This window comes from Rodentibacter caecimuris (assembly GCF_010587025.1).
GTDB lineage: Bacteria > Pseudomonadota > Gammaproteobacteria > Enterobacterales > Pasteurellaceae > Rodentibacter > Rodentibacter caecimuris.
The window spans coordinates 590489-613259 of the sequence record NZ_CP040863.1 but is presented as its reverse complement, the minus strand read 5'-3'; the positions used below and the strand labels follow the sequence as shown (position 1 = coordinate 613259).

The window sequence follows — 22771 nt, the reverse complement described above, 5'->3', positions numbered from 1 at the left end:
AATAAAGGCACATTTTCGTGCCTTTATTTGAAATAACTACATTTTTTCAACGGTTTTAATACCTAGCAAATCTAACCCTTGTTTTAAGGTTTTTTCCGTTAATAAAGCCAGTTTTAAACGGCTTAACTTAACCGTTTCATCTTCCGAATTTAGAATTGGGCAGTGTTCGTAGAACGAAGAAAATGCACCGGCTAATTCATATAAATAACCACAAAGGACATGAGGCGTACCTTCTCTGCCAACGGTTTGCACCGCTTCTTCAAATTGTAAAAGCTTGATAGCAAGGGAACGCTCTTTTTCATCAATTAGCATTAACGGAGTGTTGTAAAGTGCGGTCAATTCCACCTGAGTTTTGTTGAAGATTGAACGAATACGCGTGTAGGCATATTGCATATAAGGCGCAGTATTGCCTTCAAAACTGAGCATATTATCCCAATCGAATACATAATCTGTGGTACGGTTTTTGGAAAGATCCGCATATTTCACCGAACCAATTCCCACCGCCTCGGCAACGGCTGCTTTTTCGTCATTAGACAAATTATTGCTTTTTTCGTTAATTAATATTGTCGCCCGCTCAATGGCTTCATCTAATAAATCTGCCAATTTTACTGTTCCACCGGTACGGGTTTTGAATGGCTTGCCATCTTTACCGAGCATCATTCCGAAATTTTTGTGCTCTAATGAAAAGCTATCAGGTACGTAACCCGCTTTACGGGTAATCAGCCATGCCTGTTGCATATGCTGGCTTTGGCGAGTATCGGAAAATACTAAAGCCCGATCGGCTTTCAATGTTTCATAACGATATTTTGCCGCAGCGATGTCGGTAGTCGTGTAAAGGAAACCGCCGTCTTTTTTCTGTACGATGACCCCCATCGGTTCGCCTTCTTTATTTTTGAATTCATCTAAATACACGACAAGCGCACCATCGTCTTCAACCGCCAATCCTTGCTTTTTTAAATCCTCGACAATGCCGGGTAACATTGGATTATAAAGGCTTTCGCCCATAACATCTTTTTCCGTTAAGGTCACGTTTAAACGATCATAATTATGCTGATTCTGCTGCATAGTGATGTCCACTAATTGTTTCCACATAGAACGGCAGTATTCGTCTCCACTTTGCAGTTTCACCACATAATTACGGGCTTTCTCAGCAAATTGCTCATCTTCATCATAGTGTTTTTTAGCTTCTCGATAGAAGGCTTCTAAATCCTGCAATTCCATTTCACTTGCGTTTTCGTTTTGCATTTTTTCAAGATAAGCAATCAACATCCCAAACTGGGTTCCCCAGTCTCCCACATGATTGGCACGAATCACCTTGTGTCCTAGAAATTCAAGCGTACGCGCGACGGCATCGCCAATAATTGTTGAGCGCAAGTGGCCGACATGCATTTCTTTAGCTACGTTAGGTGAAGAGTAGTCAATCACAACAGTTTGTTTATCTAGAGTTTGAATACCTAAATTAGATTGGTTAAGTGTGTGGGAAATTTGTTCTGCAATCCAGTTTGGATTTAAGAAAATATTAATAAAACCGGGACCGGCAATTTCTAATTTTTCTGCAATATCCGCAAGATTTGCCTTCATTAATACACTTTGTGCAAATTCACGTGGGGCTAAATTCATTTTTTTTGCGGCAGCCATAATACCGTTTGCTTGGTAGTCACCAAATTGAGGTTTTCCTGATTGACGTACGAGTGCGTCACAAGATTCGTCAGCACCGGCTGCTATCATCGCTTGTTTAATTTTATCGGATAAAATAGATTGGATATTCACGCTTTTTCCTGTGTTTAAATTGAATATTAAAAATAATGGATTATGATAGCGTTCTTTATTGATTTCTCAAAGGGAGAATATGAAATTAAACGAAAATCTAATCGAACTTGAAGAAGAATTAGAGGAGTTTGAGCGAAAAATTCAAGAGCTTGCGAATATGATGGAGATTAATTTATCTGATTATGAAATCGATCATCTTGCTTTGCGGGTAAATAGTGAACAAAAAGCCAAAAATTGGCTGACACATTTATTAAAGTGCGGTAGAATTTTGTCCGGTAACATCATTAACGGTCGGTCTATCTATTTAATTCAATTAGACAAGCCTTTTGCCTTTGCCGGGCAATTTGTTGATGTTATTGAATTACCGTTTCCTAAAAATAAACAATATCCTCAAGAAACTTGGGAGCATATTGAGATTGTTGTTCCTTTCCTTCCAGATGAGCAGACTGAAGATTGGGTTGAACGAATCAATAAGCAATTTTTATGGCAACGATTATCCGAATTAACAATAAAAGTGAGTGAACCTAAAGCTGAAGGGGAACGTTTAGCAAATCCTTCTATTGCAGTGAGTTTCGTCGATAAAAGCGAAAATGATACTTGTATTAAAGTTCACCCTTATTCTATTAAAAAAATACTCGAGGTTTAGCACAATGAAAAAAATGACTTTAGCATTGACCGTTTTATTAAGCTTAGGTTTGGCAGCTTGTTCATCAAATAACCAAAAAGATGAAAGTGCGTATAAAGGTCAAGTAATTTTTAGTGAAATGAAAGGTGAAAACCTTCAATTGACTATTCGTAAAAATAATTGTTCTTACAAGGTTGAGGGCGAATCAGAAACAGTTACCCACGCGTATGATTCAACTTTAGTGGTGGGAGCTTGTGTAAAAGTGTCTGATAATGGAAACGGTTTAAAAAATATTTCTACTTGGTCTCCAAGAAATCCGATTTAATTTATAAGTTATAAGGTTGGTTAATTATGAAAAAAATGGCAGTAGCACTAGCGCTTGCTGTTACGCTCGGTGTAACAGGTTGTGCGAATACTGATATTTTTAGTGGTGATGTTTATTCTGCCGGTCAGGCAAAGGAAGCCCGTTCAATTAGTTACGGTACATTAGTTTCTGTTCGTCCGGTAAAAATTCAAGCGGATAATCAGGGCGTAATCGGTAGTGTCGGCGGTGGTGTACTTGGCGGTGTTGCGGGTAGTGCAATCGGTGGTGGTCGCGGTCAAGCAATCGCTACGGCTGTAGGTGCGATTGCCGGTGCTATAGCTGGTAGCAAAGTTGAAGAAAAAGCGAGCCAAGTAAATGCTGTGGAACTTGTAATTAAGAAAGATGACGGAAAAAGCATTGTTGTCGTGCAAAAAGCAGATCCTAAATTTGTTGCTGGGAAAAGAGTGCAAATTGTAGGTGGTTCATCACTCAATGTTTCTGTAATTAACTAATGGATTTTATTCCATGAAAAAAGCGAATATCATGTTCGCTTTTTTAGTTTTTTAAACACTGTCTAATATTTCCCGTATTTATTTAATTCCCTTATACAAATTTTTTCAAATTCTTCAAAGAATGTGGGAAAGGTTTTTGCCGTACATTGAGGATCAAGAATAGTGACTGCGGTATCTGACAGAGCAACAAGAGCAAAACACATTGCCATACGATGATCATTATAGGTCTCAATATTTGCATGTTGAAATTTGTTTAATGGAAGCGGTTGAATGTGAATAAAATCTTCTCCTTCTTCAACTTCTGCTCCGATTTTTCTTAATTCAGTTGCCATTGCGCTGAGACGATCGGTTTCCTTCACACGCCAGTTATAAATATTGCGAATAGTTGTTTCACCTTCAGCAAAAAGTGCGGTTGTTGCTATAGTCATTGCGGCATCAGGGATATGGTTCATATCCATATCAATTCCGTGAAGTTTGGATTTTTCCACCTGAATAAAATCCGCTCCCCAAGTTACTTTAGCGCCCATTTTTTTTAACACTTCAGCAAATAAACGGTCGCCTTGTATGGAATTTTTTCCAATACCTGTGATTTTTACTTTGCCTTTGATCGCTGCGGCCGCTAAAAAGTAAGAGGCGGAAGAGGCGTCACCTTCTACTAAATATGTACCGGGTGAAAGATAAGATTGGTTACCTTGAATACGGAAAGTTTTGTAGTCGTGGTTTTTTACATCTACACCGAAATCCTTCATCATTGCCAGCGTGATGTCAATATAAGGCTTGGAAACTAACTCTCCAATTAGTTCGATTTCCGTATCATTCTCTGCAAGGGGTGCTGCCATTAAAAGTGCGGTCAGAAATTGAGATGAAATTGAACCGTCAATTTTTATTTTTCCACCTTTGATACCACGATTTCGAATAGCAAGAGGAGGATAACCCTCGTTTTCCAAATAATGTATGTCTGCACCTGCTTGGCGAAGCGCATCAACTAAATGTCGAATAGGGCGTTCTTTCATTCGGGGTTCTCCGGTAAGAATCACTTCACCCTCTGTTTCGCCTTTCAAACAAAGTGCTGCACTTAACGGGCGCATTGCTGTACCGGCATTACCAAGAAAAAGAGAAATCCCACCTTGAATATTAAACGCACCATCCAAACCTTTAATTTCGCAGGACGTTTTATCCTCAGAAAGTTGGTAATTGACTCCGAGTGCTTTGAGCGCATTCAACATATGACGAATGTCATCACTATCGAGCAAATTAGTCACTTTTGTTGTGCCTTTAGCTAATGCTGCTAGAAGCAGAGCTCGGTTAGATAAACTTTTTGAGCCGGGAAGGTTAATTGTGCCTTCAACCGCTTTAATTGGCATGAGAGTAATTGATTCCATTACAGCACCACTGTTTTGTTTTTATAAACGAAAATTCTATCGTGCAGTGCTAGATCAAGTGCACGGCTGAGAACTGTTTTTTCTACATCCCGACCGGCATGCATCATCGCATCTGCGCTATAAGTATGATCTACATTAATTACATTTTGCATAATGATTGGGCCTTGATCCAGCTCATTATTGATGAAATGTGCAGTAGCTCCAATGATTTTTACACCGCGTTCATAGGCTTGATGATAGGGTTTTGCGCCAATAAATGCAGGCAAGAAAGAGTGATGAATATTAATTACTCTGTTTGGATAGCGCTCTACGAACTCAGGATTGAGAACTCGCATATACTTGGCTAGTACAATATAATCCGGAGCATACTCGTCAATTTTTGTCGCAAGTAATTTATCATGTTCAACGCGGCTTAAACCTTCATGGCTAATGTAATGAAATGGAATATTAAAACGCTCGACTAATTCCCGTAAATTATTATGATTGCCAATAACTGCAACGATTTCTACATCCAGCGCGCCATAATAATTTTTCATTAAAATATCACCAAGACAATGTGCTTCTTTTGTGACTAAAATGGCAATACGTTTGCGTTTTGAGCTAATTAATCGACAATTTGTCCCTTTCGGTAAACTATATTTGAGATCTTCAAGTAATGTTGTTTCATTAAAAATCCCTTCAAGTTCCGTGCGCATAAAGAAATGTTTTGTTTCAAAATCAACAAATTCATTATTATGTAAAATATTTAATTGGTGCTTATAACAAATATTGGTAATCTTAGCGATCAATCCTTTATCATCAGGACAATCGGTAAGAAGTATTTTCTTTTCGATCATAGTCTTAATACAATGCTTTTATTATAGATAAAAGAGAACCCATAAGATATATGGGTTCTTTAGAGAGAGGAAATAATTAAATTTCAAAGTCTGATAAAGACTTACCGGCATCCAATGCCTTTTGAATTACGCTTGGAGTACGCCCTTGACCGGTCCATGTTTTTTGTTCCCCGTTTTCTGTCGTGTATTTATATTTCGCAGGGAGCGGTTTACGCTTTTTACGGGAATTCGACGAGAAAGTACCGATAATGGCTTGCAATTCTTCAGCAGTAATTCCTTCCTGCTTAATTAATTCTTTATATTTTGCGATACGTGCCTTACGTTCAATTTCTGCTTGTTGAATTTCTTCCATTTGTACACGTTTTTCAGCAATCGCTTCTTCAAGTTTTTTTAATGTATTTTCAGCTTGTTCTAATGTTAAATCACGTACTACTGCACGAATACTGTGACGGTTAGTAAATATTTTGATTAAATCAGCCATAATAAACCTCTACTTTATGATGTGTAAAAATATAAACCTTAGTTGCTCATGATAACGAAATTAATTCATAAGGTAAATCTTAAATTTAAATAAAATTAAGCTAAATGATGTGATGAACGTTATTTTTAAATATTTATTATGGTTATTATCTCATTATGGATCTTGACAAATTAAAGTGATTTATAGAATTTATTAGATTTTTCTTCTGTTTTCCTGTAATCTTCCGACTCCTTACAAAGTAGAGGTGCGATTACTATAAGTATTTTTTCCGAGTGGATAGCGATGACGAAAAAGGAAAGGAGTAGTTGCCGAAATCAGTTAAAAGTCGTTTTAACTGGTTGGTGGCGTATCTGAAAGGAACGTTACTGTCATAGTGAATAGCTATGGAGCGCTACGGTTAGGTGGGGGTCATTATTATCCCGTTTTCTTACCGTTGTCTCCATTAATTTTAGGTGTAACTTAATGGAACTTATCGATTATTCTTCTTCAATTTGGTCTATTTTTCCCGCATTGCTGGCGATTATACTAGCGATTGCAACACGTCGTGTATTAATTTCCCTGAGCGCAGGGATTTTAGTTGGTGCGTTGATGCTCAATCATGCCTCAATTTTACCTACCCTTATTTATCTGAAAGATAACATTATTTCCTTGGTGTACAATGATGGCGCAATTAATTCAAATATGAATATTGTTCTTTTTTTACTTTTGCTTGGTATTTTAACCGCACTTTTAACGGTATCCGGTAGTAACCGTGCATTTGTGGAATGGGCTCAAAAGCGGATTAAGGATCGCCGTGGAGCAAAATTATTAGCCGCTTCTTTGGTTTTTGTTACCTTTATTGATGATTATTTTCATAGCCTTGCTGTAGGGGCTATTGCCCGTCCTGTTACCGATCGTTTCAAGGTCTCTCGTGCAAAATTAGCTTATATCCTTGATTCTACTGCTGCACCGATGTGTGTAATGACGCCGGTTTCAAGTTGGGGAGCTTATATTATTACCTTAGTGGCAGGTTTATTAACCACCTATTCCATTACTGAATACACGCCAATTGGGGCATTTGTGGCAATGAGTGCAATGAATTACTATGCGATCTTTGCTTTACTTATGGTATTTTTTGTTGCTTATTTTTCATTTGATATCGCTTCCATGGCTCGTCATGAAAAAGCAGCAATGGCGCGTGAAAATCATGAGTTGGAAGAAGATTTGGGAACGAAAGGTCGTGTGCGGAGTCTGATCCTGCCGATAGTGATTTTGATCGTCATAACCGTTTCAATGATGATCTATAGTGGTGCCGATACGCTTGCCAAATCCGGTGTGCGGTTTTCCATATTAGGCGCTTTTGAAAATACTAATGTGGGTGTCTCTCTTGTTATTGGAGGCTCAAGTGCGGTCGTTATCTCAACGATTTTGATTATCTTGGATGGTCAGATCAGTTTTTTTGAGTATGCTCGTGCATGGAAACTAGGTATTAAATCTATGTTAGGGGCAATTGCAATTTTATTTTTTGCTTGGACAATCAATAAAATTGTCGGTGATGTGCAAACGGGCAAATATTTGTCTTCTTTGGTTTCTGATAATATACCCGTTCAATTTTTACCTGTTCTCTTATTCATTCTTGCTTCGGCAATGGCATTTTCTACAGGTACAAGTTGGGGAACCTTTGGTATTATGTTACCGATTGCAGCCTCAATGGCAATGAATGCAGCACCGGAATTAATGTTGCCTTGTCTTTCTGCTGTAATGGCTGGAGCTGTATGTGGTGATCACTGCTCGCCGGTTTCAGATACAACGATTCTTTCTTCTACCGGAGCAAAATGTAATCATATGGATCACGTCACAACCCAATTACCTTATGCTTTAACGGTTGCGATGGCAAGTTGTATCGGTTATATCACGGTTGGTTTTACAGAATCCGGAGTGGCCGGGTTTATTACAACGGCAGTATCCCTAGTTATACTCGTTTTTATCGTGAAAAAACGTTAAAAATGTGATCCGGCTCAAAAAAGCAAATAAAAAATAAAATTTTACTATTTTTATAAAATGCGACATAAAGTCGCATTTTTTTGTATTTTAACTAAATTTATTTTATTTTATGTTTTATTTTTAGTGTTTTTTAGTTTTTTATTTTGTTATTTTGGGGTTCCTATGTTGGTAGGGTATCTAGACAAAGATTTTTTTGCCAGTATGATGAATACAAATCCAGAAAATATCAGTTAATAATCAATTAAAGAGCGGTCAATTTTAGGAGTGAATTATGAAAAAATTATCCGGTGCCGAAATGGTAGTGCAATCACTACGTGATGAAGGGGTAGAGTATTTGTTTGGCTATCCGGGGGGAGCAGTACTTGATATTTATGATGCGATTCATACCCTTGGCGGAATTGAACACATTCTTGTACGTCATGAACAAGCCGCGGTTCATATGGCGGATGGTTATGCACGTGCAACAGGTAAAGTGGGCTGCGTATTAGTCACGTCAGGTCCCGGTGCGACCAATGCCATAACCGGTATCGCCACGGCTTATGCTGATTCTATACCAATGGTTGTGATTTCAGGACAAGTAATGAGACATTTAATTGGTAGTGATGCTTTCCAAGAATGTGATATGGTTGGGATTTCTCGCCCTGTCGTAAAACACAGTTTTATTGTAAAAAAAGCGGAAGACATTCCTGAAATCATCAAAAAAGCATTTTATATTGCATCAACCGGTCGTCCCGGCCCTGTTGTTGTTGATATTCCGAAAGATACGGTAAATCCAGATCATAAATTACCTTATGAATATCCAAAATCTGTTGAAATGCGTTCTTACAATCCAACGGTAAATGGGCATAAAGGGCAGATTAAAAAAGCATTAAAAGCCTTATTAGTGGCAAAGAAACCCATTTTATTCGTGGGTGGCGGGGCGGTTGCCGCCGAATGTAGTGAGGAATTAACCCAATTGGCACAGCGCTTGAATTTACCGGTTACCTCTTCTTTAATGGGGTTAGGTGTTTATTCGGGAAGCGATAAGCAATTTTTAGGCATGTTGGGGATGCATGGAACCTATGAAGCTAATAATGCCATGCATGAAAGTGATTTGATCTTAGGAATTGGCGTACGTTTTGACGATCGCACGACAAATAACCTCGATAAATATTGCCCGTATGCAAAAGTGATTCAAATTGACATCGATCCGGCCTCGATTTCTAAAAATGTGAAAGTGGCGATTCCGATTGTAGGCAGTGCGAAGAATGTGCTGACGGAGTTTTTAAGTTTATTGGGAGAAGAAGGGGGAAACCACCCGCAAAATCATCTTGAGGATTGGTGGAAACAGATTAATGAATGGAAAGCAAAAAACTGCTTGGATTTCGACCGCACTTCGGGTGTGATTAAACCTCAACAAGTGATGGAAGCTGTTTATCGGATTACCAACGGAGAGGCTTATGTCGCTTCAGATGTAGGACAGCATCAAATGTTTGCAGCGTTACATTACCCGTTCAATAAGCCTCGTCACTGGATTAACTCGGGCGGGTTAGGCACAATGGGGTTTGGTTTACCTGCCGCGTTAGGAGCAAAACTTGCCCAACCTAACGCCAAGGTTGTTTGTGTTACCGGTGACGGCAGTATCCAAATGAATATTCAGGAACTTTCTACTGCAACCCAATATGGTATTCCTATTGTCATTATTTGTTTGAATAATCATTTCTTAGGTATGGTGAAACAATGGCAAGATTTGATTTATTCAGGGCGTCATTCGCAAACTTATATGAATTCCTTACCGGATTTTGTGAAATTGGCAGAATCTTACGGACATGTGGGGATTAAAATTGCGACGCCAGATGAGTTGGAGAGTAAATTAGAAGAAGCATTCAAACTTAAAAATAAACTGGTATTTGTCGATATCAATGTCGATGAAAGTGAACATGTTTATCCTATGCAAGTGCGTGGTGGAGCAATGAATGAAATGATTTTAGGTAAAACAAAAGGGGAGAATGAATAATGCGTAGAATTTTGTCTGTTTTATTAGAAAATGAGTCCGGTGCGCTATCACGAGTAGTGGGTTTATTCTCTCAACGTGCATTCAATATTGAAAGTCTTACCGTTGCACCAACGGATGATCCTACGTTATCACGGATGACCATTGAAGCGGTGGGTGATGAACAAGTGCTGGAGCAAATTGAAAAGCAACTACATAAGTTGGTTGATGTATTTAAAGTGATCAATTTAAGTGAGCATGAACATGTTGAACGTGAAGTTCTACTGGTAAAAATCCGTGCAACGGGGGCATCACGTGATGAAATTAAACGTCTTACCGATATTTTCCGTGGTCAGATCGTGGATGTTACGCCTAAATCTTATACGGTTCAATTAACCGGTACAAAAGATAAATTAGATGCTTTTGTGGCGGCAGTGAAGGAAGAAACAACACTACTTGAAATTGTTCGTTCAGGGTTGATCAGCCTTTCCCGCGGTGAGAAAAATATTCTTTAATTTATCCTTTTGATTGATGAAAAAATCTATACTCATAATGAGAGTAGATTTTTTTATATTTTGTTGCATTGAGTACCTTTAAGCTGCTTATTCGGTAGTAAAGTGGATGTTTTAAATGAAAAATACAGCCAAATAAAGGTGTTTTTAGATGGTTGATACGAAAAAGGAAGCCAAACGGCTTCCTTTTTAAGTGTAGATTAATTCGTTTATCTTTGTCGCATTGCCGGGAAGAGGATTACATCGCGAATAGACGGCGCATTTGCATAAAGCATGGCTAGACGGTCGATTCCTAATCCTTCTCCTGCGGTTGGCGGTAAACCATGTTCTAATGCAACAACAAAGTCTTCGTCTTTAAACATGGCTTCATCATCCCCTGCTTCCTTTGCTGCAACTTGAGCATCAAAGCGTTCATTCTGGTCTTCTGCATCGTTTAATTCTGAAAAACCATTGCCGATTTCACGTCCGCCGATAAATAATTCAAAGCGGTCGGTGACTTCCGGATTTTCATCATTGCGACGGGCAAGCGGTGAAATTTCTGCGGGATGTGCCATTAAGAAAGTCGGTTGAATTAAATGGTGTTCCGCCACTTCCTCAAAAATTGCATTGACAATACTGCCTAATCCCCAAGATTTTTGCACCTCAATGCCTAAACGTTCAGCGGTAGCTTTGGCTCGGTCGAAATCGTATAAATCTTCTTTTACAATGCCTTTTTCCGCACCATATTTGATGGTTGCGTCATGTAATGTAATACGCTCAAATGGTTTGCCAAAGTCAAATTCGTATTCACCGTATTTCACGATAGTTGTGCCAAGGATATCAATAGCGAGTTTACGTAATAATTCTTCGGTGTTATCCATTAAGTCATGGTAATCCGCATAGGCTTGATAGTATTCAAGCATAGTAAATTCCGGATTATGGCGAACGGAAACCCCTTCATTGCGGAAGTTACGATTTAATTCGAATACCCGTTCAAAACCGCCGACTACCAAACGTTTTAAATAAAGTTCCGGCGCAATACGCAAATACATATCCACATCAAGAGCATTATGATGTGTCACGAACGGACGGGCGGATGCTCCTCCCGGAATCGCTTGCAACATTGGCGTTTCTACTTCCATGAAACCTTTTGAAATGAAATATTCACGAATGCCTGCGACGACTTTTGATCTAATGATAAAAGTACGGCGGGATTCTTCATTAGAAATTAAGTCTAAATAACGTTGGCGATAACGCATTTCTTGGTCTGTTAAGCCGTGGAATTTATCCGGCAATGGGCGAAGTGCTTTAGTTAATAGTTGAACTTCACTTGCTTTAACCGTAAGCTCGCCAGTTTTGGTTTTAAATAATGTTCCTTTAATTCCGACAATATCTCCCAAATCCCATTGACCGACATCATCTTTATACACTCCTTCCGGTAGGTTATCGCGAGCTACATAAAGCTGAATTTTACCGCTCATATCCTGTAATGTGATAAAGGTTGCTTTACCCATTGCACGACGGGTCATAATACGGCCGGCAACAGTCACTTCAACATTTTTTTCTTTTAATGCTTCGCCTTCTTCTGATTCGTATTGATTATGCAAATCTTGTGCAAGCGAATCGCGGCGGAATTGGTTCGGGAACGCGTTACCTTTAGCGCGTAACGCAGCTAATTTTTCACGGCGAACGAGCATTTCGCCTTGAAGATCAATTTCTGGGGTTTGTGGTTCTGACATATTGAATCTCCTGTACAATTGTTGGGTTGATTATATCTGATTTATCAAGTGAACAAAACAATCACTTCTTTCATCTTCTTATAATTCAGTTTAGTTCCAGTTAAATGTTAATCATTTTTCTCTTCAGTCTAATTAAGCTCCCTACTACTTTATCATAAGTTAAATTAATTTTTAATATTAAATTATCAGTAAAAATTATGATCATGATCAATGTTAAGTTTATCTAATCAATATAATATTTGATTAGCCAATCTGATTTCGTTGTATTGGCTGACAAAAACGATACTCATGAAATTGTAAGGAGGAGATGAATGACATCATCTAAAAAAATAGGGCTTTTTACCTGTATTGCGGTGGTTGCAGGTAACATGATGGGAAGCGGAATCGCTTTACTTCCGGCAGGGCTTGCCAAGATAGGATCGATTTCTATTATTGGCTGGATTATTGCTACCATTGGTGCATTAGCACTTGCCTATGTATTTGCGAGGCTGAGTACGAAAAACCCACAAGAGGGAGGACCTGTTGCCTATGCAGGCGAAATTTCCCCGCTGTTGGGTTATCAAACCTCAATTATGTATTATCACGCTAATTGGATTGGCAATCTTGCCATCGCTATTACGGCGATTGCTTATTCTTCAGTCTTTTTTCCCATTCTTAATCAGCCAATTCCAGCGGCAATTGCAGTTATCGCTGTAGTCTGGTTATTCACTTTTGTAAATTTATTAGGTGGAGCTTGGGTAAGTAAATTAACATCTATCGGGCTAATCCTTGTTTTGATTCCTGTAGTTGGCACAGCAATTTTTGGCTGGGCTTGGTTTGATATAAATATTTACCAAGCTAACTGGCTTGGTGATCCAACGATTGATTCGTCCAAATCTATTATCAATTCTGTGTTGCTCTGCTTGTGGGCATTTGTTGGTGTGGAATCCGCTGCCGTAAGTAGCGGATTAGTGAAAAATCCACAACGTACCGTACCACTGGCTACCTTACTAGGAACGACTGTTGCAGGTCTTATTTACATTTCCGCATCACAGGCAATTTCAGGCATGTTTCCAAATGGAGAAATTGCACAATCTGGTGCGCCTTTTGCTATCAGTTCGGCAAAAATGGTGGGGGATTGGGTAAAACCTTTTGTATCTGCTTTTACTGCTATTGCTTGTTTAACTTCTTTGGGGTCTTGGATGATGTTAGTCGGACAGGCTGGCTTGCGAGCAGCCAAAGATGGTAATTTTCCGACTGTTTTTGCACAAACAGATAACAATAATGTTCCAAGAAAAGGCTTAATCATTGCGTCAACAATGATGACTATTTTAATGGTTCTCATCACTATTGTCAGTGCTAGTGGATCGAATGCAGCAGATTTATTCACTCAATTAACTAGCATTGCAGTAATGCTCACTATGTTCCCTTATTTCTATTCGGCAATTAACTTGCTCCGCTTTGAGGGGATGACTACCAAAAGCACTATCAGTCTTGTTGCTTCCGTATTAGCGATTTTATTTTGTTTTATCGCCTTAGCGGGAGCAGAGAAATATCAAATTACAGCCACAGTATTGGTTTCCCTCACCATTTTTGCCTTCTATGCCAAAAAGCTTGGTAACAAATCAGTCAATACAGTAAGTAAAGGAGTTTAATATGAAAACTATCGTTATGGGTTACAATAAAACGACGTATTATACCAAATCTCTAACACATTATTTACAGCGGCAGAACTATCAAGTGCTTGAAGTATGTTTGAGATCGGAGTTATTAAATTTGATTAAGAATAATACCCGAATTGTGGCTGTGCTACTTAATATGGATTTCTTCAACGATGATTTTTTTAGCCAAGAACTAGTGAAGAAAATGAATATGATTAATGAAAACTTACCTATTTTCTTGTTAAAAGACTCGGAAAATGATGAGGAGTTGGATTTTGAAAGTTTAGAAAATAACGTGCAATACATTGAGAGTAATCTTTATTCGGAGCAGGATATTTTGTACAAAATTGAAAAAGCGGTAACAAATTACTTAGACAAAATTACTCCTCCCTTAACTAAAGCCCTGTTTAAATATGTTGATGAGGGAAAATATACCTTCTGTACACCAGGACATATGGGCGGCACCGCATTTCAAAAATCACCAATAGGCACGATTTTCTATGATTTCTTCGGTGAAAATACCTTGAAATCTGATATTTCTATTTCGGTAGGAGAACTAGGTTCATTATTGGATCATTCTGGACCTCATGCTGAAGCAGAGAAATATATTGCCAAAACCTTTAATGCAGATCGCAGTTATATCATCACCAACGGCACATCTACCGCCAATAAAGTAGTAGGAATGTATTCTGTACCAGCTGGCAAAACAGTGTTGATTGACCGCAATTGCCATAAATCGCTTACTCATTTATTGATGATGAGTGATATTGTACCTATTTATTTCAAACCTACCCGTAATGCTTATGGTTTGTTGGGGGGAATTCCTCAAAGTGAATTTACCGATGATGTTATCAAACAAAAAATTGCTACGACACAAAACGCCAGTTGGCCGGTACATGCAGTAATCACTAATTCTACCTATGATGGTTTGTTTTACAACACCGATAAAATCAAAAAAAATTTAAATGTAAAGTCCATTCATTTTGATTCTGCTTGGGTCCCATATACCAATTTCAGCCCAATTTACCGAGGTAAAACGGGAATGGGAGGTGTTCAACTACCGAATAAAGTGATTTATGAAACCCAATCTACTCATAAACTGCTAGCTGCATTTTCACAAGCTTCCATGATTCATATTAAAGGTAAGATTGACGAAGATGTTTTTAATGAAGCTTATATGATGCATACCTCTACCTCACCAAATTATGGGATTGTGGCATCTACTGAGGTTGCTGCGGCAATGATGAATGACAATATGGGAAAACGCTTGATCCAAGATTCTATTGAAAGAGCGGTTAAATTAAGAAAACTTATTCGTCAGTCGTATTTAGCTAGTGATGATTGGTATTTTAATGTTTGGCAGCCTGAGAATATTGATTGCACCGAATGTTGGGAGCTTGAGCCAAATCAATCTTGGCATGGTTTCAAACATATTGATAGTGAACATATGTATTTAGACCCAATCAAAGTCACGCTATTAACCCCTGGTTTGAGCAAAGAAGGGCAATTACAAGAAACAGGTATTCCCGCCGTATTAGTGTCCAAATTCCTTGATAGTAAAGGTATCATTATTGAAAAAATAGGACCTTATAATTTATTAGTACTCATCAGTATCGGTGTTGATGACACTAAAGCAGTAAGTTTGGTACAAGGATTAAATGAGTTTAAAGCTCTCTATGATCAAAATGTACTTGTGAAGGATATTCTAGCTGAAGTGTATGCGGAGTCGCCGGAGTTTTATGAAAAAATGGGGATTCAAACCCTAGCCCATGGGATTCATCAATTGATTTGTAAACATAATTTACCGGAACTAATGTACAAAGCCTTTGATATTTTACCGAAGATGGTAATGACTCCAAATAAAGCTTTCCAGCTAGAATTGAGCGGTTCTGTGCAAGATTGTTATATTGAAGATATGATTGGAAAAATTAATGCTAATATGATCTTGCCTTATCCTCCGGGAGTACCACTGGTTATGCCGGGTGAAATGATCACCGAAGAAAGTCGCCCGATTTTGGAATTCTTACTAATGCTATGTGAAATAGGTACTCATTATCCTGGGTTTGCCACTGATATTCACGGTGCATATAAACAAGACGATGGGCGGTATAAGGTGAAAATTATCGTTGAATAATCATATTCATGGTTGTCACTTTATTTGTATAGGTAATAAATCACTCCGAACGAATACCCCACTTTGGTGGGGTATTTTTATCGATAAATATTTCAAAAGTGCGGTTTATTTTAAGAGCATTTATATTGCAATAATTTTTGACCGTTTTCAATTATACATCTAGTTAAACGTTGGATAGATTCCGATTCTAAATTGTAACGATGCCAATACAGTTTTTTGTGCTGTACTAATTGGGGTTCTAAATTTACAATTGTGCCAGCTGCAAGTTCTTTTTCAATTTGTTGGCGAGAAATCATAGTGCAGGCCACGTCCTGTAGAATGAGTGGTATATAGGCTTCAGAGGAAGGAATTATATGGCTAATTAAATTGCCGGGACTCATACCATAATATTCTTGCAGGAATAAATTGTGTTGATCAAATTCAGTAGAAAATGCCAGAACAGGTGCTTTTAGTAGGCTCTCTTGATTAACGCCATGAGGGAAGAATCTGTCTGCAAATTTTGGTGAAGATACAAAAACGTAGTCTAAAGAACCAATATAATCACATTTGCCGTTAATGATCGGTTTTGAATGAGTGCTTACTGCTCCGACAACATTGCCTGATAATAGGCTATTTAACGTATAAGTTTCATCTTTTACATTAATATCAAGACGTAAAGATGGATCCGTAAGTATTTCATTAACAGCGGGTAAAAACCAGGTGGCAAGGGAATCTGCATTAATGGAAATTGGGATTATTTCGATGTCTATGCCACCATTATCAAAAATATCGTGCTCAATTAAACGGACATGGTTAAGTAATTTTAATAACTTTTGCCCAAGAGCGGTTGGCTTTGGAGACGCTGTACGAGTGACTAATAATTCACCAAATTCATTTTCTAGTTGCTTAATCCGCTGTGACACAGCGGACTGAGTAATGCCTAATTTATTTGAGGCTTTTTCAAATCCCTGCTCTTTAATGATAAGATCAAGTAACTTCAAAGACTTATAATCAATATTTCTCATTTATTTCTCATCTATTTGCCTAGTTTTTTACTATTGATCTAATTATAAACCCGCCTTCAAACTGGCTTCAATAAAGCGATCCAAATCGCCGTCAAGTACGGCTTGCGTGTTACGATTTTCGATACCGGTACGTAGATCTTTTATGCGTGAATCGTCCAACACATAAGAACGAATTTGACTGCCCCAACCAATGTCCGATTTATTGTCTTCCATAGCTTGTTTATCTGCATTTTTCTTTTGTAGCTCCAGTTCATACAATTTTGCTTTTAATTGCTTCATTGCCTGATCTTTATTTTTGTGTTGGGAACGATCATTTTGACATTGCACGACAATACCGCTCGGAATATGGGTAATTCGCACCGCACTTTCGGTTTTATTGACATGCTGACCTCCGGCACCGGAAGCACGATAAACATCAATCCGTAAATCTGCTAGATTAATTTCAATATCAATATCATCATTGACTTCAGGATAAACAAACACGGCGCTAAAAGAGGTATGACGGCGGTTATTGGAGTCAAAAGGGCTTTTTCGTACTAAACGGTGAATGCCGGTTTCAGTACGTAGCCAACCAAAGGCATATTCACCGCTGATTTTGATGGTGGCAGATTTTAAACCTGCGACATCACCATCGGAAACTTCCATCAATTCCGTTTTAAAACCTTTGCTTTCCGCCCAACGTAAATACATGCGCAATAACATTTCCGTCCAATCTTGCGCTTCTGTACCTCCTGAGCCGGCTTGTAAATCGACATAACAATCAGAGGCGTCATGTTCTCCACTGAACATACGACGAAATTCTAATTGAGCTAGTTGTATTTCAAGCGTTTCTAATTCTGCGATGGCTTCTTTGAAGGTTTCTTCATCCTCAGCTTCTATTGCAAGCTCAAGTAATCCGTCCACATCTTCCAAGCCTTGTTCTAAATTATTGATGGTATTCACCACCTGTTCAAGCGCTACTCGCTCTTTTCCTAAGGCTTGGGCTTTATCCGGGTCGTTCCATACTTCAGGCTGTTCTAATTCAGCATTGACCTCTTCTAAACGTTCGACTTTAGTATCGAAGTCAAAGATACCCCCGAAGCACGGAAGTGCGGTCGGAAAGATCGGCGATTTTATTTTTCACGGGGTTTATTTCAAACATAATAAATTTGCTTTAACTCTAAACTGGTGGATTATATGCTATTTTCTTATTTTTGGGTAGCTAGGGTTGCAGAAATTGGTAATTTATCTATAATCCCAGATTCGCTTAATTTAGCAAATTTAGGAATGAAAAATGAAGAAAATGTTAACCGCACTTTTATGTGTTACGGCAGCAAGTGCAATGGCTGATGATTCAGCAATAAAAAGCCAATTACAAGCACTTGACGCGAAAAATATTGACATCAAAAATTCGCCTGTTCGCGGTGTTAAAACAGCCGTAACCGATGAAGGAATTATTTATGTAACGGAAGACGGTAAATATGCTTTTCAGGGGAAACTGTACGAATTAACAAACAAAGGTCCTGTGGATGTGAGCGGTAAGTTATTGGTGGATAAACTCAATTCTTATAAAAATGAAATGATTGTTTATCCGGCAAAAAATGAAAAATACGTTGTTACTGTCTTTATGGATATTACTTGCCACTACTGTCATTTATTACATCAACAATTAAAAGAATATAATGATCTTGGTATTACCGTGCGTTATTTAGCTTTCCCTCGTGGTGGCATGAGAAGTGAAACTGCAAAACAAATGGAAGCTATTTGGACTGCCAAAGATCCTGCTTTTGCTTTAAACGAAGCTGAAAGTGGTAGATTGCCGAAAGAAGTTAAAATACCTAATATTGTGAAAAAACACTATAAGTTAGGTATTCAATTCGGTGTAAGCGGCACACCGAGAGTTATTACTTCAAGCGGTGAGATAATCGGCGGATATTTAAAACCGTCAGATTTATTGGCTGCGCTGAAAGAAAGCAAGTAATAATTGATTTTTGTTTAATAAAAACAACGTTGTATTTTATAAAAGAGCTGTTGGTTTAACAGCTCTTTACTTATGAATTAATCCCCAGTGAATAAACTCATTAAACGCCGTGAAATCCCAATCGGAGGTTCTGTTTCCGAACATCCTTTATTGGATCGCCTTTATCGTGCCCGTCATATTAAAAACAGGCAAGAATTAGACCGCACTTTAAAATCTATGTTAAATCCGAATCAGCTTTATGGCATTACTCAGGCGGTTGCATTGTTGGTGTCGGCTTATCAAACCCAACAAAAAATTGTCATTGTGGGGGATTTTGATGCTGACGGGGCAACAAGTACGGCATTAGCGATATTAGCACTTCGTCAGCTTGGTTTTACGAATATTGATTATTTGGTGCCAAATCGCTTTGAACAAGGTTATGGATTGAGTACTCCCGTAGCTGAGATGGCGATTGAAAAAGGCGTGCAATTACTCATGACAGTGGATAATGGTGTATCTTCTTTTGACGGAATTACTTTTTTGAAAGAAAAAGGAATTCGGGTTTTAGTGACAGATCATCATCTGCCTCCGGATAGACTGCCACCGGCTGATGCTATTGTGAACCCTAACTTAAATCAATGTGATTTTCCTTCAAAATCCTTGGCTGGCGTAGGGGTCGCATTTTATTTGATGCTGGCGCTACGGGCGAAATTTCGTGAGTTGGGTATTTTTACGGCGGAAAACCAACCTAATTTTACAGAACTGTTAGACCTCGTAGCGCTTGGTACGATTGCTGATGTCGTGCCGCTTGATCAGAATAATCGTATTTTAGCTTATCAAGGTTTAATGCGTATTCGGGCTAAATATTGTCGACTGGGGATTATTGCTTTAGCGGAAGTAGCGAATCGTAATGTTGAGCAGTTTTCAGCAAGCGATCTTGGCTTTTCTATTGGCCCTCGTCTAAATGCGGCGGGGCGATTGGATAATATGTCTATTGGCGTGGAATTATTACTTGCGGAAGATATGCAAACTGCGCGTGAACTTGCTTTGGAACTTGATCAACTTAATCAAACACGCAAAGAAATTGAAGCGGGAATGAAACTTGAGGCACTGGAAATTTGCCGAAATCTCACCGCACTTTTTAATGCCTTGCCAACAGGTATCGTGCTTTATCAAGCGGATTGGCATCAAGGTGTGTTAGGCATCGTTTCGTCTCGCATTAAAGATCAGTATCATCGTCCGGTTATTGCTTTTGCGCAAGATGAAAAAGGAGTATTGAGAGGTTCTGCCCGCTCTATTGAAGGGGTACATATCCGTGATCTATTAGAACGAATTCATTCTCAATATCCCGATATGATCTTAAAATTTGGTGGACATGCAATGGCGGCCGGTTTAAGTATTCGTGAAGAATGTTTTAGCCAATTTCAACAAATTTTTAATCAAACAGTGCTAGATTGGTTGGATGAAACGCATTTACAAGGCATAATTTGGACAGATGGCGAATTAGGAACGAATGAATTCACCCTTGAAACGGCGGAATTGTTAAAAAATGGTGGTCCTTGGGGGCAGGCATTTGCCGAGCCTTGCTTTGACGGTGAATTTAAAATTTTGGATCAACGTGCAATTGGGCAAGGGCAAAATCACTTAAAAATGTTGGTTGAACCGAAACAGGGCGGCCCACTTTTAGATGCCATTGCCTTTAATGTTGATACCCGACTGTATCCCGATTTATCCATTAAACGGGCCCGTTTAGCCTATAAACTGGATATAAATGAATTTCGTGGTAATCGTAACATCCAATTATTAGTCGAGCATATTGAACCCATAGATGAGTAAAGTAAGAAAGTGGCGATGGGGCAATCTTGCGTTATTTGGTATTGCAACGCAATTTGCTTTCGCAGAAACGAATCCAAAAGATTTTTCTGTACAAAATCAACCGCACTTGCCGTCTGCAAATACATTAGGATTTGAAGACGGGCGTGATTATTTTTCCTATAAAGAACCGGTGGTTCATCCTTTGCGTGCAGATAAGAAAATTCGTATTCAATTCTTTTTTGATTATGATTGTCGAGTGTGTTCGTCCGCGCAAGATATTTTGGAATTCTATAGTCAAATGCGCCCTGACAAAATTGTGTTGGAACAATATCCGGTGGCAACCATCGAAAATCAATTTAGTGCAAAGGTGTTCTACACATTGAAAGCATTAAAAGCAGGGGAATTATCGGATGTATTATTGTTTGAAACGGCAGAAAAATCACGTTATGTCGAACTGGCATCACCGGCAAAAATGCTAAAATGGGCAGAGAAGCAGGGACTTGATAAACAAATCTTTGCAAAAACCGAACATTCTTCGGAGATAAAGGAAAAAGTAAAAGATTCCATTGAATTAACGGAAGAATATGGTGTTTTTACCTATCCTTATGTGGTGATTGGTGGGAAATATGTACTCACGGCAAGCACGCTTTATAACGATGATTACAGTGTGGCTGTATTAGATTATTTAGTGAATAAATTGGAAAAGGAGAGAGAAAAATGAAAATAGGTATTGTTGGTGCAATGGCGCAAGAAGTCGAAATACTGAAAGGCTTAATGACGGATAAGATCGAAACAAGAGTAGCAAGTGCGGTCATTTTTGAGGGAAAAATTAATGGAAAATCCGTTGCTTTGTTGCAATCAGGGATCGGTAAAGTCGCCGCTGCAATCGGAACTACCGCCTTACTACAACTGACAAAACCAGATATTGTGATCAATACGGGATCAGCCGGTGGCGTAGCGAAAGGATTAAAAGTCGGCGATATTGTCATTTCCGATGAAACCCGTTATCACGATGTGGATGTTACGGCATTCGGCTATGAAAAAGGTCAACTTCCGGCTAATCCCGCTGCATTTTTGTCTGATGAGAAATTAGCGGATCTTGCACAAAAAACGGCTGAAGCACAGGGGCAATCGGTAAAACGTGGGTTAATTTGTTCCGGTGACAGCTTTATTCATAGCGAAGATAAAATTGCGGAAATCAAAGCGGATTTCCCTCATGTGATAGCGGTCGAGATGGAGGCAACGGCAATCGCTCAAGTGTGCTATGCATTTAATGTGCCCTTTGTGGTTGTACGTGCGATTTCTGATAGTGGAGATGGGGAAGCGAGTCTGTCTTTTGAGGAATTTTTACCGCTTGCGGCGAAGCAATCTTCAGCATTGGTTTTAGGTATGTTAGACAAATTATAGGATTTCTTATGGGAATAATTATTACCGTTGATGGCCCAAGTGGGGCGGGAAAAGGCACATTGTGCTATGCGTTAGCGGAAAAATTAGGTTATGCCTTGTTAGATAGTGGGGCGATTTATCGTGTTACAGCATTGGCTGCGCTAAAAAGTGCGGTCGATTTATCCGATGAATTTGCGTTGGCGGAATTGGCAGGTAATTTGGATATTCAATTTGTTCCGCAAGATGGGGAAGTGAAGATTTTATTAAACGGAGAGAATGTAAGCCGTTTAATTCGCACTCAAGAAACAGCGGATGCCGCATCAAAAATCGCTGTTTTTCCACAAGTTAGAGCGGCACTACTGCAACTTCAACGGGATTTTGCCAAAAATAATAACCTCATTGCTGACGGACGTGATATGGGAACCGTGGTATTTCCCAATGCTCAGATAAAACTCTTTTTAGATGCAAGTGCCGAAGAACGTGCAAAAAGGCGCTACAAACAGTTGCAAAGCAAGGGAATTAGTGGTAACTTTGCACAGGTTTTGGCCGAGATAAAGGAACGGGATTTTCGTGATAGAAATCGTGGGGTCGCTCCGCTTAAGCCGGCTGAAGATGCGTTGTTACTTGATAGTACAACATTGAGTATTGATGACGTGATTGCTCAAGCGATGGCTTATATTCAACAACGTAAAAATACTTAACTTTGTTTATTCAAGGATGAATAGACGTTTATTCTCAACCCCACATCTTATGGATAA

The 22771-nt window shown here is 38.9% G+C and carries 20 protein-coding genes and 1 riboswitch; of the genes, 13 read left to right on the top strand and 7 right to left on the bottom strand.

The features are described 5' to 3' along the window. Positions 1-36: 36 nt before the first annotated feature. Positions 37-1770, bottom strand: a complete 1734-nt coding sequence (gene argS / locus FEE42_RS03070) for an arginine--tRNA ligase (RefSeq protein WP_164027691.1) — start codon at positions 1768-1770, stop codon at positions 37-39. Positions 1771-1849: 79 nt separating this feature from the next. Here argS and FEE42_RS03065 point away from each other — a divergent pair, with 79 nt between their 5' ends. From FEE42_RS03065 to FEE42_RS03055, 3 genes are read left to right on the top strand one after another with little or no spacing between them, the layout of a single operon-like run. Further along, complete coding sequence (locus tag FEE42_RS03065) at positions 1850-2416, top strand: VOC family protein (protein WP_164027690.1); 567 nt, start codon at positions 1850-1852, stop codon at positions 2414-2416. 4 nt (positions 2417-2420) lie between these two features. Next, entirely contained in the window at positions 2421-2720 is a 300-nt protein-coding gene (locus FEE42_RS03060) for a hypothetical protein (protein ID WP_059366571.1), read from the top strand. 26 nt (positions 2721-2746) lie between these two features. Next, positions 2747-3211 (top strand): outer membrane lipoprotein, encoded by a 465-nt coding sequence (locus FEE42_RS03055; RefSeq protein ID WP_164027689.1) that lies wholly within the window; start codon positions 2747-2749, stop codon positions 3209-3211. 62 nt (positions 3212-3273) lie between these two features. On the opposite strand, the gene aroA is transcribed toward FEE42_RS03055, so the two are convergent. The 3 genes from aroA to FEE42_RS03040 form a co-directional block, all read right to left on the bottom strand. Continuing rightward, positions 3274-4593, bottom strand: coding sequence for a 3-phosphoshikimate 1-carboxyvinyltransferase (gene aroA / locus FEE42_RS03050; RefSeq protein WP_164027688.1), 1320 nt, complete (start codon positions 4591-4593; stop codon positions 3274-3276). Further along, a complete protein-coding gene (purU, locus tag FEE42_RS03045; RefSeq protein ID WP_164027687.1) occupies positions 4593-5429 on the bottom strand; it encodes a formyltetrahydrofolate deformylase in 837 nt (278 codons plus the stop codon). Before purU ends, aroA begins: the two co-directional genes overlap by 1 nt. 76 nt (positions 5430-5505) lie before the next feature. Next, positions 5506-5910: an H-NS family histone-like protein gene (locus tag FEE42_RS03040; protein ID WP_059366562.1), complete on the bottom strand. Its 405-nt coding sequence runs from the start codon at positions 5908-5910 to the stop codon at positions 5506-5508. 231 nt (positions 5911-6141) lie between these two features. Then, a riboswitch (Lysine riboswitch) is annotated at positions 6142-6312 on the top strand. Positions 6313-6372: 60 nt separating this feature from the next. Between FEE42_RS03040 and FEE42_RS03035 the strand changes: the two genes are divergently transcribed. The 3 genes from FEE42_RS03035 to ilvN all read left to right on the top strand — a co-directional run bounded on the left by FEE42_RS03035 (position 6373) and on the right by ilvN (position 10380). Further along, positions 6373-7893, top strand: a complete 1521-nt coding sequence (locus FEE42_RS03035; RefSeq protein WP_059366560.1) for a Na+/H+ antiporter NhaC family protein — start codon at positions 6373-6375, stop codon at positions 7891-7893. 271 nt (positions 7894-8164) lie between these two features. Further along, on the top strand, positions 8165-9889 hold the full coding sequence (locus FEE42_RS03030) for an acetolactate synthase 3 large subunit (protein WP_164027686.1): 1725 nt from the start codon (positions 8165-8167) through the stop codon (positions 9887-9889). Further along, positions 9889-10380 (top strand): acetolactate synthase small subunit, encoded by a 492-nt coding sequence (gene ilvN / locus FEE42_RS03025; protein ID WP_059366557.1) that lies wholly within the window; start codon positions 9889-9891, stop codon positions 10378-10380. Before FEE42_RS03030 ends, ilvN begins: the two co-directional genes overlap by 1 nt. Before the next feature lie 206 nt (positions 10381-10586). On the opposite strand, the gene lysS is transcribed toward ilvN, so the two are convergent. Then, positions 10587-12095: a lysine--tRNA ligase gene (gene lysS / locus FEE42_RS03020; RefSeq protein ID WP_059366554.1), complete on the bottom strand. Its 1509-nt coding sequence runs from the start codon at positions 12093-12095 to the stop codon at positions 10587-10589. A 311-nt stretch (positions 12096-12406) separates the two neighbouring features. On the opposite strand from lysS, the gene cadB reads away from it, so the two are divergent. Continuing rightward, the gene (cadB, locus tag FEE42_RS03015) at positions 12407-13729 is read left to right on the top strand and encodes a cadaverine/lysine antiporter (protein WP_059366552.1); all 1323 of its coding nucleotides are present in this window, start codon (positions 12407-12409) and stop codon (positions 13727-13729) included. Position 13730: 1 nt separating this feature from the next. Beyond that, positions 13731-15869 carry a lysine decarboxylase LdcC gene (locus tag FEE42_RS03010; protein WP_164027685.1) on the top strand — a complete coding sequence of 713 codons (2139 nt, stop codon included), beginning with the start codon at positions 13731-13733 and terminating at the stop codon, positions 15867-15869. Positions 15870-15979: 110 nt separating this feature from the next. On the opposite strand, the gene FEE42_RS03005 is transcribed toward FEE42_RS03010, so the two are convergent. Then, complete coding sequence (locus FEE42_RS03005; protein WP_059366548.1) at positions 15980-16873, bottom strand: LysR family transcriptional regulator ArgP; 894 nt, start codon at positions 16871-16873, stop codon at positions 15980-15982. A 42-nt stretch (positions 16874-16915) separates the two neighbouring features. Then, a protein-coding gene (gene prfB, locus FEE42_RS03000) for a peptide chain release factor 2 (protein WP_110890447.1) occupies positions 16916-18014 on the bottom strand; the annotation gives its coding sequence in 2 pieces (ribosomal slippage) (positions 16916-17938 and positions 17940-18014; 1098 coding nt in all). Positions 18015-18146: 132 nt separating this feature from the next. Between prfB and dsbC the strand changes: the two genes are divergently transcribed. The 5 genes from dsbC (at position 18147) to cmk (ending at position 22714) form a co-directional block, all read left to right on the top strand. After that, a complete protein-coding gene (gene dsbC, locus FEE42_RS02995) occupies positions 18147-18833 on the top strand; it encodes a bifunctional protein-disulfide isomerase/oxidoreductase DsbC (protein ID WP_059366544.1) in 687 nt (228 codons plus the stop codon). Positions 18834-18920: 87 nt separating this feature from the next. After that, the gene (gene recJ / locus FEE42_RS02990) at positions 18921-20648 is read left to right on the top strand and encodes a single-stranded-DNA-specific exonuclease RecJ (RefSeq protein ID WP_164027684.1); all 1728 of its coding nucleotides are present in this window, start codon (positions 18921-18923) and stop codon (positions 20646-20648) included. After that, a complete protein-coding gene (locus FEE42_RS02985) occupies positions 20641-21348 on the top strand; it encodes a thiol:disulfide interchange protein DsbA/DsbL (RefSeq protein WP_059366540.1) in 708 nt (235 codons plus the stop codon). The genes recJ and FEE42_RS02985 overlap by 8 nt, the downstream gene beginning before the upstream one ends. Further along, entirely contained in the window at positions 21345-22034 is a 690-nt protein-coding gene (locus tag FEE42_RS02980; RefSeq protein WP_164027683.1) for a 5'-methylthioadenosine/adenosylhomocysteine nucleosidase, read from the top strand. The genes FEE42_RS02985 and FEE42_RS02980 overlap by 4 nt, the downstream gene beginning before the upstream one ends. Before the next feature lie 8 nt (positions 22035-22042). Continuing rightward, positions 22043-22714 carry a (d)CMP kinase gene (gene cmk / locus FEE42_RS02975; protein ID WP_164027682.1) on the top strand — a complete coding sequence of 224 codons (672 nt, stop codon included), beginning with the start codon at positions 22043-22045 and terminating at the stop codon, positions 22712-22714. Positions 22715-22771 lie beyond the last annotated feature (57 nt).

Coding starts and splice junctions, on each gene's coding strand:
- FEE42_RS03065 (WP_164027690.1), top strand. CDS start 1,850: ATGAAATTAAACGAAAATCTAATCGAACTTGAAGAAGAATTAGAGGAG.
- FEE42_RS03060 (WP_059366571.1), top strand. CDS start 2,421: ATGAAAAAAATGACTTTAGCATTGACCGTTTTATTAAGCTTAGGTTTG.
- FEE42_RS03055 (WP_164027689.1), top strand. CDS start 2,747: ATGAAAAAAATGGCAGTAGCACTAGCGCTTGCTGTTACGCTCGGTGTA.
- aroA (WP_164027688.1), bottom strand. CDS start 4,593: ATGGAATCAATTACTCTCATGCCAATTAAAGCGGTTGAAGGCACAATT.
- purU (WP_164027687.1), bottom strand. CDS start 5,429: ATGATCGAAAAGAAAATACTTCTTACCGATTGTCCTGATGATAAAGGA.
- FEE42_RS03040 (WP_059366562.1), bottom strand. CDS start 5,910: ATGGCTGATTTAATCAAAATATTTACTAACCGTCACAGTATTCGTGCA.
- FEE42_RS03035 (WP_059366560.1), top strand. CDS start 6,373: ATGGAACTTATCGATTATTCTTCTTCAATTTGGTCTATTTTTCCCGCA.
- FEE42_RS03030 (WP_164027686.1), top strand. CDS start 8,165: ATGAAAAAATTATCCGGTGCCGAAATGGTAGTGCAATCACTACGTGAT.
- ilvN (WP_059366557.1), top strand. CDS start 9,889: ATGCGTAGAATTTTGTCTGTTTTATTAGAAAATGAGTCCGGTGCGCTA.
- lysS (WP_059366554.1), bottom strand. CDS start 12,095: ATGTCAGAACCACAAACCCCAGAAATTGATCTTCAAGGCGAAATGCTC.
- cadB (WP_059366552.1), top strand. CDS start 12,407: ATGACATCATCTAAAAAAATAGGGCTTTTTACCTGTATTGCGGTGGTT.
- FEE42_RS03010 (WP_164027685.1), top strand. CDS start 13,731: ATGAAAACTATCGTTATGGGTTACAATAAAACGACGTATTATACCAAA.
- FEE42_RS03005 (WP_059366548.1), bottom strand. CDS start 16,873: ATGAGAAATATTGATTATAAGTCTTTGAAGTTACTTGATCTTATCATT.
- dsbC (WP_059366544.1), top strand. CDS start 18,147: ATGAAGAAAATGTTAACCGCACTTTTATGTGTTACGGCAGCAAGTGCA.
- FEE42_RS02985 (WP_059366540.1), top strand. CDS start 20,641: ATGAGTAAAGTAAGAAAGTGGCGATGGGGCAATCTTGCGTTATTTGGT.
- FEE42_RS02980 (WP_164027683.1), top strand. CDS start 21,345: ATGAAAATAGGTATTGTTGGTGCAATGGCGCAAGAAGTCGAAATACTG.
- cmk (WP_164027682.1), top strand. CDS start 22,043: ATGGGAATAATTATTACCGTTGATGGCCCAAGTGGGGCGGGAAAAGGC.